Raw genomic sequence first — 14,122 nt, 5'->3', positions numbered from 1 at the left:
CATGGCAAATTATTTTGAAAAATTAGGGCAGTTAAAAGAAAATGCTTATGTTCCTTATTCAAATTTTCATGTTAGCGCAATTTGTTTACTGCAAGATGGTCGTGAAGTTGCGGGGGTAAATATTGAAAATAGTGCATATCCAGTTGGAATTTGCGCTGAACGAACAGCAATTTCCCAAGTATATACCTTGGGTTATCATAAAGAAGATATCATTAAATTATTTCTCTATACTGAAAGTGATAATATCTCTTCTCCTTGTGGAATGTGCCGTCAATTTATGATTGAGACTTTACCTTTAACAACGCCAATTGAAATGTATAATTGTCATGGTGAAAAACAAATAGTAACCGTTGCGGACTTATTACCATTTGCCTTTAATCAAGCGAGTTTAAAATAACATGAAAAAGCCAAAAATTCTGCCAATGTTAAAATTTAATAATTCAAAAACAAAACAATATAATAATATTCCAGGACTTTATAAAATAGTTGCTCCCGATCAAATCGAAGAATATTTAGCCGCAAATAAAATATATATTAAAATGTTCTATGCAATTCAAGATCGGCGAATGTTATTAACTCACAGTACATGATGAAAAAAAGGTTATGATTTAGAAGGATATTGTAAAAAGTACTTGGTTGATCTAACAACACGGTTGAAAATTAAAGCAATGATGCCAACAGCCAGTGAATTGGCAACAAAATGAGATATCAATGAATATGATGTTCCCGGTTATCAAGATGCGATGTTAAAAACTATTACAATTAAATCCTGAGTTAAAAATGATAATAATGATAAATGGGTTGTTGTTGTCCATGGTTTAAATTCTCATAAATTCCGTAGCATTTTCTTTGGTTTAATTTATTTACGTCAGGGTTATAATATTGTTGTTTTTGATCAACGTAACCATGGACAATCAACTGGGGAAATTACAACGATGAGTAATTTTGAGAAGCATGATTTAGAATGCATCGTTAATTTTTTGAAAGCTTTACCGGCAACAAAAATTAGCGAAATTAATTTTCATGGTTGATCAATGGGGACTTTTGTTATTGTTGAATATTTAAAAATGATTAGTGAGAAGCAAGAACTAGTTGGTTGGGCGGTATTAGACTCAACAGTTAATCGTTTAAGTGAATTGTATTATTACTATATGAATAATTTAAAAATCAATTATTATGAACATTATTATGCGATTAAATTATATGCTGAACAACAACGTGGTTATGATCCCGAAGAAATTAATCCGGGGGAAAATTTAGATTTAGTGGCGAAAATTCCATTTTTATATATATTAAATCAAAAAGACCATGCCACACCTTATCAAATGGGTAATCAGGCTTTTTATAATAAAAAAGGCTTTGAAAAAACGAACCTTAGTCGTAAAGTTTTATTCAATTGTGATCATGTTCGTGGAATTCACTATGATCCTGTTAATTATTTAAATGAAATTAATTTATTTATTACAAATTGTGACAACAAAAAAAGAAAGTAACTAATTACTTTCTTTTTTTTATTTTTGTTTTAATTTTAATTATTATTTTTTCATATCAGAGAACTTTATTTTGATTTTTTAAAAAAACTTTATACATCGCATTATTGAATCAAGTTAATAAAAGTTGAACCCCACCAAAAATAAGAAAGAAACTAAAACCAATTAAGAAAACCATCCCGGTCGGTGAAACATTTTCTATAAAAGGATTATAAATATCTAAAAAAGGATAGGGGAAAGCCCATAGCGTTTCATAGTCTAGTAATCAAATTTTTGCCCGAATTAAGACATAAATTCAATAGAATAAAGGATAACTAACTGAAAGTCACAAATCTTTAATTCAAAATTCTTTTTTTAAACTGATAGTTGTTGTTCCAAAAGAAATAAAAACATAAATAAAAAATAAAATTGGTAAGATAAAATGGGTGACAGTTGTACAAGCTTTTTGTGCGGTAGTAAAATCACCAAGATTTAATTGATTAGTACGAAAACCAGTAATAATCCCAATTCAAAAAATAATAAACATAATAATATCTCAATTAAGAATTGCTAATTTAACATTAACCCCAAAGAATCATGTTTTGTTTTCCTTATGATGATTAAAAATACTAAGAATCAATCAAACAATTGTAATAATATTAACTTGGACAGAATAGAAACTCATTAATAAATCAAAATTTTGAAAATGAGCATGATTTTGATAGAACTTATCTTCGATACCAATTGATGGGTAGGGTTTTATATATCAATATTCAACAAAAACATCCATGTAAAAACCATAAATTAAAAAGCCTAAGGCTAATCCGGCAGTAAAGATTTTAAAATATCATAGATAATCTTTATATCATATTTTATTTAAATGTTGTTTCATTGTTGCCTCTTTCAAATTATCAATATTTTTTTAATACTACACTAAATAAAGTTTTTATTCAAGACTTATCATTATTAATACTTTTCAGTATAATTAAACTATACAAAAATGAAAAGAGGATTTATATGAAAAATTCAGTTAAAGTTGAAAGAATGCAATCAATTATTGTTCGGGAAGTAACATTAATTATGCAACGCGAAATTAAAGACCCCTTAATTAACCAAATTATTATTCATGATGTTAAATTAACAAGTGATCTAGGATATGCCAAAATTTATTACTCATCATTATTAGAACAAAGACAAGAAGAAGTTGAATCCGCTCTTGAAAGTTATCGTAAAGAAATTCGTAGTAAATTAGCGAAAAAATTAGACATTTATAAATGTCCAGAATTAGAATTTATCTATGATAATGCTTTGGCCAATGCTAATCGTATTAATGATATTTTAGATAAAATTAAGCAATAATTAATAAAAAAGTTACTTTTAGATGAATATGTCAAGAAAAATAGACACTTAAAAAGTTACTTGAGGGAATGACTTTCTGTATTGAACAGGGCTCATTCCTTTTAATTTGACTTGTGGTCTAAAATTGTTGTAAAAGTAGATATATTTAGGAAGATTTTCATTAATTCATTTAGCTGTTCGTTTTTTTCTTTTTATATGATATAAAAATTCAGTTTTCATAGTGCCAAACCATGATTCTGTGTGGGCATTATTATAAGAGTTCCCACGTCTGGACATTGAAATTCTAATTCCAAGATAATTGCATAATTTTTCATAATCAGAATTTGTATAATGAAAACCTTGATCTGATTGCAGTACTCAAGTTGATGGTTTTCCAGCTTTTACTCAAGAATTAATTATATTTTTAAAAACAAATTCTGTTCCTAAATTATTACTTATTTGGTAGTCCAAAATTTCATTAGTATGAAAATCTTTAACAATTGATAAAAAGTAGGTTTTATCATTTGTTAGTAAATATGTTATATCTGTTCCTAATTTTTGATTAATATCTGTGGTTGAAAAATCTTGATTCATGATATTTTCATGTCTTTTACTACCAGAAGATAATCGATAATTAAATTTTTTGACTCTAACAATTGACTTCAAGTTCATATTCTTCATATATCTATAAACAATATGTGGTTTTAAATTTCAGTTATATAGTTTATTGATAATTAACGTTAGCATATTATATCCATAAATTTTCTTAAAACTTAGAAATAATGTTTTAATTATTTTTGCAATTGTATTATTTCATTTATTAAATGCTTTCATACCACTATTAAATCAATTATAATAACCAGCTCTAGAAACATTTAAAATTTTACATAAATATTTAATCTTGTATTTTTTCTTTAAGGACCAAATCGTTTGGAATTTCTTCTTTTTCGATTTGGTCAAGGACTTTTTTACATCTTGAATCATTTCAATATATTCAATTAATTCTTTTTTTGTCATTTGTTCAAAGTTAAGATCTTTTGGTCGCCCTGTTCGGCGAATCCCTTTTGATTGTGGACCTTTCCCTGGTTCTAATGCTTTTTCGCCACTAATTTTAATTGCTTTTTTTCAACGAGATAAAGTTGTTGTTGTAATTTCAAATTTTTTAATTGTTTTTGCTCAACCATGTTCCTTATAATATTTTAAAATATTAAGTTTTTCGTTTTTTGTAAATCATTTTGTTCCCATAATAAAAGAATACCTTTCAATAAAATTATGACACATAACTAACTTTTTATGTGTCTATTTTATTGTAGGTATTCAAGAAAGTAACTTTTTTATTTTATAAATGTGATTGATATAATAACATCAAGTTTTGTAGTAAACCCGCAATTGTCATTGGCCCAACACCGCCAGGAACAGGTGTAATTTGTTTAACATCGTCAATCACATTCTCAAAATCTACATCGCCACATAGTTTATTATTTTCATCATAGTTGGTACCAACATCAATAATAATAACATCTTTTTTCAACATTTCTTTGGTAATAAATTTTGCTTTACCTATTGCCACAATTAAGATATCTGCTTGTTTTGTTAATGCTGCTAAATTTTTTGTTTTAGAATGGCAAACAGTAATTGTTCCATTGGCATTTAAAACTAAATTAGCAATTGGTTTTCCGACGATATTACTACGTCCAACAATAACGACATGCTGACCTGTTAAGTCAATTTTATTATATTCAAATAAATTCATAATTCCTTTTGGGGTTGCTGGTAAGACGATTTCGTTTGGTGAGGCATTACTCAATAACATTTGCCCAAGAATTGTTGGGGAAAAACCATCAACATCTTTTGTAATTGCAATTGTTTCAGTAATCAGTAAGGCATTAATTTGTGGTGGTAAGGGGAGTTGAACAAGAATTCCATCAACATTATTATCATTATTTAATTGCTTAATTTCGTTTACTAAAATATCTTCCCTAATTTCGGCAGGGTGCTTAATAATTTCACAAATAATTCCAACTTTTTCACAAGCTATTTTTTTATTTTTAATATATGTTGTACTAGCTGCTAAATCACCAACTTGAATAATAACTAATTTTGGCTCTCGATAACCTTTATTTTTTCAGGCAATAATTTGTTCTTTTATTTGTGTTTTAATTTCCGTACTAATTTGTTTGCCATCAATTATTTTGCTATCCATTATTCCATTTCTCCTTTAGTATGATAAAATATTGCTATAATTATTATAACAATTTAATGTTTATAAAATATTTTTTTTGTTAATTTAATAATAAAAGAGAGGATTTAGCTTGTTATGAAAGATATTAAAGCAATTGCAACAAAACTTGGTCTAACAACAGAGCAATTAATTTTCTATGGTAATCATATTGCAAAAGTTAAAGCAGAAGTTTTTAGCACGCTTCCTCAGAAAGGGAAATTAATTTTAGTAACGGCAATTAATCCGACAAAAGCTGGGGAAGGTAAAACAACTTCTGCGATTGGAATTGCTGATTTAATGCACCACTTAAATTATTCAGTTGTTTTAGCTTTGCGTGAACCATCATTAGGGCCAGTTTTTGGCTTAAAGGGTTCAGCAACTGGGGGTGGAGAATGTGTTATTATTCCGGAACCAGAAATTAATTTACATTTTACTGGCGATTTCCATGCAATTACTAGTGCCAATAATTTAGTTTCCGCTGTGATTGATAACATTTTATATTGAAATAATGCTTTAGCAATTGATCCAAATAAAGTTATTTGGCAGCGCTGCCTTGATATTAATGATCGGGCTTTACGAAATGTTACATTAAACTTAGGACATAATATTGTTCGAACTGAACACTTTCAAATTACCGCCGCCAGTGAAATTATGGCAATTTTATCTTTGAGTAAAAATTTAGCAGATCTAGAAGACCGTCTAAACAATACAATTGTTGCTTATAATTTCCAACAAGAACCAGTTTATTTAAAAGAATTAAAAATTACGGGATCGATTATGGCTTTATTAAAAGAGGCGATTCGTCCTAATTTAGTTCAAACAAAATATCATACCCCAGCTTTTGTTCATTGTGGGCCATTTGCCAACATTTCGCATGGGACAAATTCATTAATAGCAACGGACTTAGCCTTAAAACTAGCTGATTATGTTGTTACTGAAACTGGGTTTGGTAGTGATTTAGGATTTGAAAAATTTAATGATATTATTAATTTGCAACAAGAATATACTCCTGCTTGTACAGTTTTAGTTGTAACAATTCGTGCTTTAAAACTGCATGGGGGTATGTCAGAAGCACAATTAGATTTAGTTGATTTAATTAGTTTACAAAAAGGTTTTGAACATTTAAATAAACATATAAATATTATTAGACAGTATAATTTACCATTTATTGTTTGTATTAATAAATTTTCTCAAGATGATCCTAGCGAATTAAATTGTTTAGAAGAATGATTAACTAACCAAGATATCAGTTATGGAATTAATACAACTTATCAAAATGGGGTTAATGCTGATGTTGATTTGGTTAATAAAATAATTGCCAAAACAACAGAGCAACAAGAATATCAACCATTATTTAATCCCCAAACAACAACAGTTACTGACAAAATTATAACAATTTGTCAAAAGATATATGGGGTGGAAAAAGTTATTTTTTCGGAAGTGGCCGAAAAGAAACTTGCGAAATATAACACCAGTCCCTTTCGTCATTGACCGGTTTGTATGGCGAAAAATCATCAAACAATTACTGGTAATAATGATAGTAATAATAATGTAATTTCAATTCGGGATGTTAAAATAAACTCAGGAGCAAAGTATTTTATTATTTATTTATCGGACATTATTACATTGCCAGGCTTAAATCAAACGCCAAATGCTAATAATATCGCTTTAATTGGGGATAAAATAATTAATATTAAATAGAACAGGGAACACAATGAAAGCTAAAAAAGCCAAGTTTTTAGAATTAAATAGTATTATCAAGAAACATTTTGATTTACAAATTAATTTTCGGCAGAAAATTAAAGCAATTTTTGCCCATTATCGCCAAGTTTTTAATGCGTTAGGATATGAAACTGTTGCGTTAGGGGAATACGGTTGTAAAACAATGACCAAATATGATAAGTTGGAGTTAGAAATTGCTGTGATTAAGCATTTCCCCCAAGAAAAAAGTGGTCTTCGCGATAAGATGTTTCAAGATATTGGAAAAGAAATTAAACGTTTTAGTGGGGTTGATCCATTTCAAAAAAATACTCAAAATGAAGGATATTTAGAGTATAAAATTGATGATGAAATTATTTTAACAGTCCGAATTATTCCATTTGTTTATAAAAAAAATAGTAATGATGAACTAGGTTATGTTTTCTGACGAAATGGAATTGAAAAAAAAGATAATGTTATTAGTGTTGTAAAAGCGTTTAATAAAGCAAACAAAATTTCCAATAATTTGCTAAGATCATTGGTAAAAATGATTAAATATGTTGTTGGTAGTGAGTTTGGTTATTATTATATTATTTATATTCTTGTTTTACGATGATTCTATGAATATTTTGTTAAACAATACGATAAATATTTGCAAAAAGTAACTGCTGATGTTGAATTGGATGAAGAAACATTAGCAAAATATCGTAGTACTGCTTTTCAAAAAAATTGATTCATTAATAATATTGATGGGGAAGAATTAATTTTCTATATTCTTGAACGTTATTGGATGTCAGAAACTTATTATTTCCGGGAATTAGAATTTATTGAAGAAGAAATCTTTGAATCAATTTCGCGCTATAGTTGGTATACTAATAGTTGCTTTTTAACTCCTTATGATTACTTTATTGATTTTAAAATATTTAATCTAAAAAATTATGATGATTTAAATTATATTCAAAATGAGTTAAAAAAATCGGAACTATCACGAATTCACTATGACTTTTGTCGTAACCATGATTTAAGTTTATATGTCACTCCAATTAAAGTTGCAGGACCAGTTGGATTTATTAATTACGCAATTAATTTTAAAAAGAAGGCAACAGAATTATTTAAAAAATTACCAGCTGAAAAAAGACGGGATGCAATTAGTGTTAATCAACGCGAAATTATGGAAGAATTAAATCTAATTGCCCATAAATGATTAGCAACTTATCGCAATAAATCAACTTATATTAAAACCTATTTTGATTATAAATATCCAATTATTTCAGCTTCAAATTACTATATGCGCTTACAAGCAATGCTTTCAGCGGTGGAAAATTTAAAAAATGATGACTATATTATTGGTTATGATAATTAATAATCTTTTTTAAAAATTAATTTATACTAAAAAAAATATGCTATAATATTACAACAAGAAAAAAATTATGAGGTGAGAAAGTGGAAGTAAAAGATTATAATGGTAGTCAGTTCTATAATTCAGTAATAAAAGAATTAACGTTAATTACTGAAAATGAACATATTACTTCAAATGTTAATCCAGTTTTTAGTTTAAAAGTTAAAGTTTATTATTTGAATAAAAATGTTAATAATGATTTAGCAACAAAAGATAAAATGATTGCGGAATTAATTCAAGAGAAAACTTCAGGATTAGAACGAACAATTATTGGAATTGTTAAAGAGTTTGCCGATTTACACTATAATGTTTATAAAAAAGAAGCAGATTTACATTACATGTATTTAAAATTTTTAAAAGAAGTAAAAATTATTACGTTAGAAAATTATGGGTCAAGATTAAATTATGTTCGAACATTCTACTATCGTTATTTAGAATGAATGGCTTGAACAGAACAATTAAATTATGTTCGAACAGATGCAAAGAAAATGTTGCGTTCGAATGGGTAAAAAATATATTTGGTAAAAATATATTTTTTATTTTATTGAAATAGGATATTATTAGTTTTAGATAAGAAATAGGTTAAGGAGTTAACATTGATGGCTAAAATAGTTTTAATTCTAACAAGTAGTATTGCCGCCCCAAAAGGTTTAGCTTTATATCAACAATTAAAAGTTATCCATGATGTTAAATTAGTGTTAACACCAGATGTCAAATATTTTTTACCATCAATACCCTCTGATGCTTTTAGCGAGTTATTTACTGAAAAATACTATGATAAGAACAGTAAATCAGTCCATATCGATTTAGCTGCCCAAGCTGATTTATTAGTTTGCTATCCAGCTAGTCATGATTTTATTGCTAAAATTACGGCTGGAATTACTGATAATTTAGCTAGCCTAGTTTATAGCGCTAGTGATTGTTATAAAATGGTGTTTCCGGCAATGAATAATATTATGTATCAGTCACCAGCCAACCAACGTAATCTTAAACAGTTAATTGCTGATGGTGTTGGGGTTTTCCCACCTAAAGAGGGTCTACTAGCTTGTAAAACGATTGGGATCGGCCGAGCATGAGAATCCGAAGATGTCTATCAAACAATTATTAAATATTTAACTTATCAAAACAATTTAAAAGCGAAAAAGGTATTACTAAACTTTGGTCGGACAAAAACATATCTTGATGATATTCGCTATTTAACAAATAATTCTTCTGGTTTAATGGGTGACGCCTTACACCAAGTATTGACTTGAAGTCGTTGCGCTTTAACAACGATTGTTGGGGATACAGATTTTCCAGTATATTATGATCATCTTAAAGTTAATACTAATCAGGAAATGTTAGCGCAAATGGTTAAAAACTTTGATCAAAAAGATATTGTTATTTGTTGTGCGGCATTAAATGATTATCAAATTAAGGAACCTTTTAAAGGGAAAATTGCCAAACGCCAGAATCCCTCTTTAAAATTAACATTAGATAGTAATATTGATGTTCTGGCTCATTTAGGGGCCAAAAAAACCCATCAATTTTTAGTAGGTTTTAGTGCTCAAAATGATTTTGATTTAGATTATGCTCGGCAGAAATTAATTGATAAAAATCTTGATTTATTAATTATTAATCAAACAAAGAGTATGCAACAAAACGACAATGAAATTATCTTTTTAACAAAAACTGAGGTTGAAAAAATTAGTAAAGCTTCAAAATTAATAATCGCCGGACAAATTGTGCAAAAGATTATTAGCCAATGCTAGAAATGAGGATTTACAATGGAATTATTAGTTGATATTGGTAATACGGCAATTAAGTTTGCCCTTAGTGATAATAAAAAACTTATCCCGTTTTTAATTATTCCTAGTCAAAATATTTTAACGGAAAAATACTTATTTGATAAATTAGAAATGGCAATTTTAGCAATTGGTAAAAGCCTAAAAGATTTTCATTTATTATGCTTATCATCAGTTCGGCCAATGTGAGATAACTTATTCCGCCAGTTAGCACAAGATATGCAATGATCTTTTTATCAAGTTAAAGTAAATTTAACTGTTCCAGAAAATTTTTTAGCGGTGCCAAATCCGCGCAATGTTGGGGCAGATATTTTAGTTGGGGCTTATGCAGCTGTCCAAAATTATCAAAAAGACAATTGTATTATTGTTAATATGGGAACAGCAACAACAATTACTTTAGTAAAGCAAAAACAACTAATTGGGACGATCATTATGCCTGGCTTAGAGACATCGGCAATTGCCTTATTTAATAATGCGCAATTATTACAGGAGTTTGAATATACTTTAGAAAAAGATAAGTATATTGGTCAAAATACTAAAGAAGCTATTAATTTAGGTCTTGTTAATGGTCATGGGTATGCTGTTAAAAGTTTAGTTGAACAAATTCAACAGCAAATCCCTGATTTAACTGTTATTTTAACTGGTGGCAATAGTAGATATTTCCAAACTTTTTTCTCAACATATCATCGCGATGAAACCTTAATTTTCAAAGGTTTATTGGCGTTATTAGTTGATAATAAAGTTATTAAATAAAATAAAACAGTACTTTACAGTACTGTTTTATTTTGAGATATTTTGTATAAAAGGCCAGTTAAGTATTATACACTTATTAGTTCGTTTCTTTATTATAGATTAATAAAGATTACTTAATCTGTCCTTCTGAATACTATATTTGATTTATCCATATTGTCTTACTTAAGACTTTGTAATTATATTACATTTTTTTTAAACTTGCAAATTATTTATTTTTTTTGTAAAAAAAATCAGTCAGAGTAAATTAACAGCCTTTAAAACTCTGACTGATTAGGCGTATGAAAAACAAACTTTAATTTTAAATTATTTTTATAAAATACTGCTATTCGCAATTATTTTTTGCACATAAGGAAAGGCTAGAACAATTTGCAATTATTAGAATGTATTTATTTTTCATAACTTAATATAATAAACGAACTGAATTCAATTAGCAATAAGTTTAAAAGAATTCATAAATGTTATCGTTTTATTGCTGAAACCATTTGAAGAAATGTTATAATTAAAGGCAGTTAAGGAATAAGGAGGGACTAGGATGAGCACAACAATGTTAAATGATGGTATTTTATTAATTGATAAGCCAGTTGGTAAAACTAGTAACCAAGTTATTCAAATTATTAAGAAAAAACTAGGAGTTAATAAAATTGGTCATGCGGGGACCCTTGATCCATTAGCAACAGGGTTATTAGTTGTTTTATTGAATAATGGTACAAAAATCAGTGATTATTTATTAACAGCAGATAAAGGCTATGATGTCACAATGAAATTGTTTATTAAAACGGATTCTGGGGATATAACGGGGAAAATAATGGAAGAAATTGCCCCATTTAAAATGAAAAAGAAAGTTATTAAAAAAGCTTTTGAAAGTTTTAATGGTTTTATTTATGAACAATATCCCCCAAAATACTCGGCGATAAAAGTAAATGGTAAAAAATTATATGAATATGCCCGCGCTGAACAGGAAGTACAAATTACACCACGAACAGTAACAATTCAAGCAATTAAATTTAAAAATTATAACCATGCAACTCAAACAATTCAATTTAGTGTCCTTTGTTCAAAGGGAACATATGTTCGTAGTTTAGTTGAAGATATTGCCGATAAAATGGGAGTATTGGCAACAGTTGAAAAATTAACTCGTGTCCAGTCAGGAAATTTTAAGTTAGCTGATGCTGTTAAAGTTGAAGATGTGGACCAAAAAGATATTATTTCGATGTATGATGCCTTGTTTATTAATAAACAGCCGTTATTAATGTATCATTATGATGAAGAAATTCGTCAAGGAAAACCTATTGTAATTATTAATCATAGTGATCCAAATATTTTTATTATTGATAAGCATAAAAATGTCTTAGCAATTTATAAACATATTGGTAAACATGTATATGCTTGCCAACGAGGATTATGATCAAATGAACAAGGCCCTACGCCAACCAGTGAAGGGGACAAGTACTAATAATGAAAATTTTAAATTGAACAGAACCTAATTTAACTGAAGAAAAAGTAGCATGTTTAGGATTTTTTGATGGCATCCATCCGGGTCATTTAAAATTATTAGAACAAGTTGGGGCAATTAAAGCCGTAACAAATAATAAGAGTCTTTTTTTTACCCTTTCAAAACGAGTAACCGATTTTTTTAATAACAACCAAACAGCAATAATTTCAAATAAAGCAAAAGAAGAAATTATTGCTCAACTTGGCTTTGATTACTATTTAAGTGTTTTGGTAAGTGAAGAGTTTTTAGCATTATCATGATTTGATTTTCTTACTATTTTAAAAGAACGTTTTAACGTTACAAAGGTTGTTGTTGGATCAGATTTTTGTTTTGGTAAAGACCGTTTGGGAAATGTTGATAAGTTAATTTCTTTTTTTGGCAAAGATAATGTCACTATTGTTTCACGGGATTTTAATTATTCTTCGTCAACAATTCGCAAATTATTAGAAGAACATCAAATTATTGCTGCCAATAAAATGCTTTTTCAGAAATACCAAATTATTGGGATTGTTGAAAAAGGGGAACAGCAAGGCCGATTAATTAATTTTCCGACTGCTAATCTCTATCTTAAAAATAAGTTATTAATTCCCTATGGTGTTTATGTTTCAACTGTTATTTATCAAAAGCAACAATATCAGGGAATGACTTGTTATTGAAATAAGAATGGTCAAGAACGTGTTGAAACATATTTGTTAAATTTTGATGGTGATTTGTATGGTCGGGAGTTAACAATCATATTTGAAGATTATTTGCGCGATAATATTAGTGTAAATAGTTTAGCTGATTTGAAAATAACCCTGGAAAAAGATTTAAAAAATACTATTGATTTTTTTCATAATAAAGCATAAAATGTTATTTAGGTTGTTATTACATTGTTTTTAAAGTTACCTTCTTTTATTTACTTTGTTTTAACATAATAAACCACCAATTAGAAGGGAAAAATACAATGATTTCAAAAGCAAAAAAAGAAGAATTAGTTGCTAAGCATGCGCGTGGTAAAAATGATACTGGATCAGCAGAAGTGCAAATCGCCTTATTAACAGAAGATATTGCAAATTTAACTGCTCATTTACAAAGACACCGTAAAGATATTGTTTCACGTCGTAGTTTGTTAAAAAAAGTTTCACAACGTAAACATTTATTAGCATATTTAACAAAAAAAGACTTTGCTCGTTACAAAGCAATTATTGAAGAATTAGGACTTCGTAAATAGTAACAAGGATAGTAATTCATTCAAATGTTTCTTTTAATTAGAATTATATTAAATAAAAATCTTTTCGATTATTATCTAATATAATTAGTTAGAAGAAACATTTTTATATTATAATGTAAAAAAATATGAAATTGTTAAGTTTAATTGAATAAGGAGATTTTGAAATGAGTAATATTTTTATACGAGATAAAAATGGTGAATTAATTTTACCAACGGATATTGAAATTACAAAAATAATTAAAGCGATTGATAATACACAAAAACAATTAAAAATTTTAAATTATAAATCTAATAGGACTAAAAAAAGTTAAAACTATTTTCAAAAATAATTAATAAACCTTTACCGGAAGGATTTTCTTTTTTAACGCCAATTTATTTTGATTACGCGAAGAATTTTGAGATAGGTAAAAATAGTTTTATTAATTTTGGTTGTTCTTTTTTGGGGCGGGGTGGAATAGTTATTGGTGATAATGTTTTAATAGGACCTAATTGCAATATTATGACAACTAATCATCCTGTTGATAAAACTCTTCGAAAAGGAACAATTTCAAAAGAAATTATTATTGAAAATAATGTTTGACTTGGTGCAAATGTAACAGTGACACCAGGGGTTGTAATTGGTGAGAATTCAATTATTGGAGCAGGCAGTGTTGTTACTAAAAACATTCCAAAAAATGTTATTGCTGCTGGGATTCCAGCAAAAGTTATTAAAGAAATTTAATTATATTTGATCTAATTATTATAATATTTTTTAG

Annotated in this window: 16 protein-coding genes; 13 read left to right on the top strand and 3 right to left on the bottom strand. The window is 27.8% G+C overall.

Going from position 1 to position 14,122, the window contains the following annotated elements; translation table 4 throughout:
* Position 1 precedes the first annotated feature (1 nt).
* Positions 2–397 (top strand): cytidine deaminase, encoded by a 396-nt coding sequence (gene cdd, locus SSYRP_RS03145; protein ID WP_016340864.1) that lies wholly within the window; start codon positions 2–4, stop codon positions 395–397.
* Between the two features lies 1 nt (position 398).
* The gene (locus tag SSYRP_RS03140; RefSeq protein ID WP_016340863.1) at positions 399–1,493 is read left to right on the top strand and encodes an alpha/beta hydrolase; all 1,095 of its coding nucleotides are present in this window, start codon (positions 399–401) and stop codon (positions 1,491–1,493) included.
* Positions 1,494–1,497: 4 nt separating this feature from the next.
* Here the strand turns inward: SSYRP_RS03140 and SSYRP_RS03135 are convergent, their stop codons facing one another.
* Positions 1,498–2,361, bottom strand: a complete 864-nt coding sequence (locus SSYRP_RS03135) for a hypothetical protein (protein ID WP_016340862.1) — start codon at positions 2,359–2,361, stop codon at positions 1,498–1,500.
* 125 nt (positions 2,362–2,486) lie between these two features.
* Between SSYRP_RS03135 and rbfA the strand changes: the two genes are divergently transcribed.
* Entirely contained in the window at positions 2,487–2,828 is a 342-nt protein-coding gene (gene rbfA / locus SSYRP_RS03130) for a 30S ribosome-binding factor RbfA (protein ID WP_016340861.1), read from the top strand.
* Positions 2,829–2,876: 48 nt separating this feature from the next.
* Here rbfA and SSYRP_RS03125 read toward each other — a convergent pair whose 3' ends face one another.
* A complete protein-coding gene (locus SSYRP_RS03125; protein WP_016340860.1) occupies positions 2,877–4,052 on the bottom strand; it encodes an IS3 family transposase in 1,176 nt (391 codons plus the stop codon).
* A gap of 94 nt (positions 4,053–4,146) precedes the next feature.
* The gene (locus tag SSYRP_RS03120) at positions 4,147–5,010 is read right to left on the bottom strand and encodes a bifunctional 5,10-methylenetetrahydrofolate dehydrogenase/5,10-methenyltetrahydrofolate cyclohydrolase (RefSeq protein ID WP_016340859.1); all 864 of its coding nucleotides are present in this window, start codon (positions 5,008–5,010) and stop codon (positions 4,147–4,149) included.
* Between the two features lie 114 nt (positions 5,011–5,124).
* On the opposite strand from SSYRP_RS03120, the gene SSYRP_RS03115 reads away from it, so the two are divergent.
* The 10 genes from SSYRP_RS03115 to SSYRP_RS05360 all read left to right on the top strand — a co-directional run bounded on the left by SSYRP_RS03115 (position 5,125) and on the right by SSYRP_RS05360 (position 14,088).
* Positions 5,125–6,729, top strand: a complete 1,605-nt coding sequence (locus SSYRP_RS03115; RefSeq protein WP_016340858.1) for a formate--tetrahydrofolate ligase — start codon at positions 5,125–5,127, stop codon at positions 6,727–6,729.
* Between the two features lie 13 nt (positions 6,730–6,742).
* On the top strand, positions 6,743–8,089 hold the full coding sequence (locus tag SSYRP_RS03110) for a hypothetical protein (protein ID WP_016340857.1): 1,347 nt from the start codon (positions 6,743–6,745) through the stop codon (positions 8,087–8,089).
* Positions 8,090–8,169: 80 nt separating this feature from the next.
* Complete coding sequence (locus SSYRP_RS03105) at positions 8,170–8,634, top strand: hypothetical protein (RefSeq protein ID WP_016340856.1); 465 nt, start codon at positions 8,170–8,172, stop codon at positions 8,632–8,634.
* Between the two features lie 90 nt (positions 8,635–8,724).
* Positions 8,725–9,876, top strand: a complete 1,152-nt coding sequence (gene coaBC, locus SSYRP_RS03100; protein ID WP_016340855.1) for a bifunctional phosphopantothenoylcysteine decarboxylase/phosphopantothenate--cysteine ligase CoaBC — start codon at positions 8,725–8,727, stop codon at positions 9,874–9,876.
* A 15-nt stretch (positions 9,877–9,891) separates the two neighbouring features.
* Positions 9,892–10,662 (top strand): type III pantothenate kinase, encoded by a 771-nt coding sequence (locus SSYRP_RS03095; protein WP_016340854.1) that lies wholly within the window; start codon positions 9,892–9,894, stop codon positions 10,660–10,662.
* A 532-nt stretch (positions 10,663–11,194) separates the two neighbouring features.
* Positions 11,195–12,115 (top strand): tRNA pseudouridine(55) synthase TruB, encoded by a 921-nt coding sequence (gene truB, locus SSYRP_RS03090; RefSeq protein ID WP_016340853.1) that lies wholly within the window; start codon positions 11,195–11,197, stop codon positions 12,113–12,115.
* 2 nt (positions 12,116–12,117) lie between these two features.
* Positions 12,118–13,002, top strand: a complete 885-nt coding sequence (locus tag SSYRP_RS03085) for a riboflavin kinase (protein WP_016340852.1) — start codon at positions 12,118–12,120, stop codon at positions 13,000–13,002.
* Positions 13,003–13,103: 101 nt separating this feature from the next.
* On the top strand, positions 13,104–13,367 hold the full coding sequence (gene rpsO, locus SSYRP_RS03080) for a 30S ribosomal protein S15 (protein ID WP_408020056.1): 264 nt from the start codon (positions 13,104–13,106) through the stop codon (positions 13,365–13,367).
* A 164-nt stretch (positions 13,368–13,531) separates the two neighbouring features.
* Positions 13,532–13,678 carry a hypothetical protein gene (locus tag SSYRP_RS03075; RefSeq protein WP_016340850.1) on the top strand — a complete coding sequence of 49 codons (147 nt, stop codon included), beginning with the start codon at positions 13,532–13,534 and terminating at the stop codon, positions 13,676–13,678.
* Between the two features lie 128 nt (positions 13,679–13,806).
* Positions 13,807–14,088: a DapH/DapD/GlmU-related protein gene (locus SSYRP_RS05360; RefSeq protein WP_144060303.1), complete on the top strand. Its 282-nt coding sequence runs from the start codon at positions 13,807–13,809 to the stop codon at positions 14,086–14,088.
* Positions 14,089–14,122 lie beyond the last annotated feature (34 nt).

This window comes from Spiroplasma syrphidicola EA-1 (assembly GCF_000400955.1).
GTDB classification, from domain to species: domain Bacteria; phylum Bacillota_I; class Bacilli_A; order Mycoplasmatales; family Mycoplasmataceae; genus Spiroplasma; species Spiroplasma syrphidicola.
Note: the sequence above shows the minus strand (reverse complement) of the source record. Positions and strands in the feature narration are given on the sequence as shown.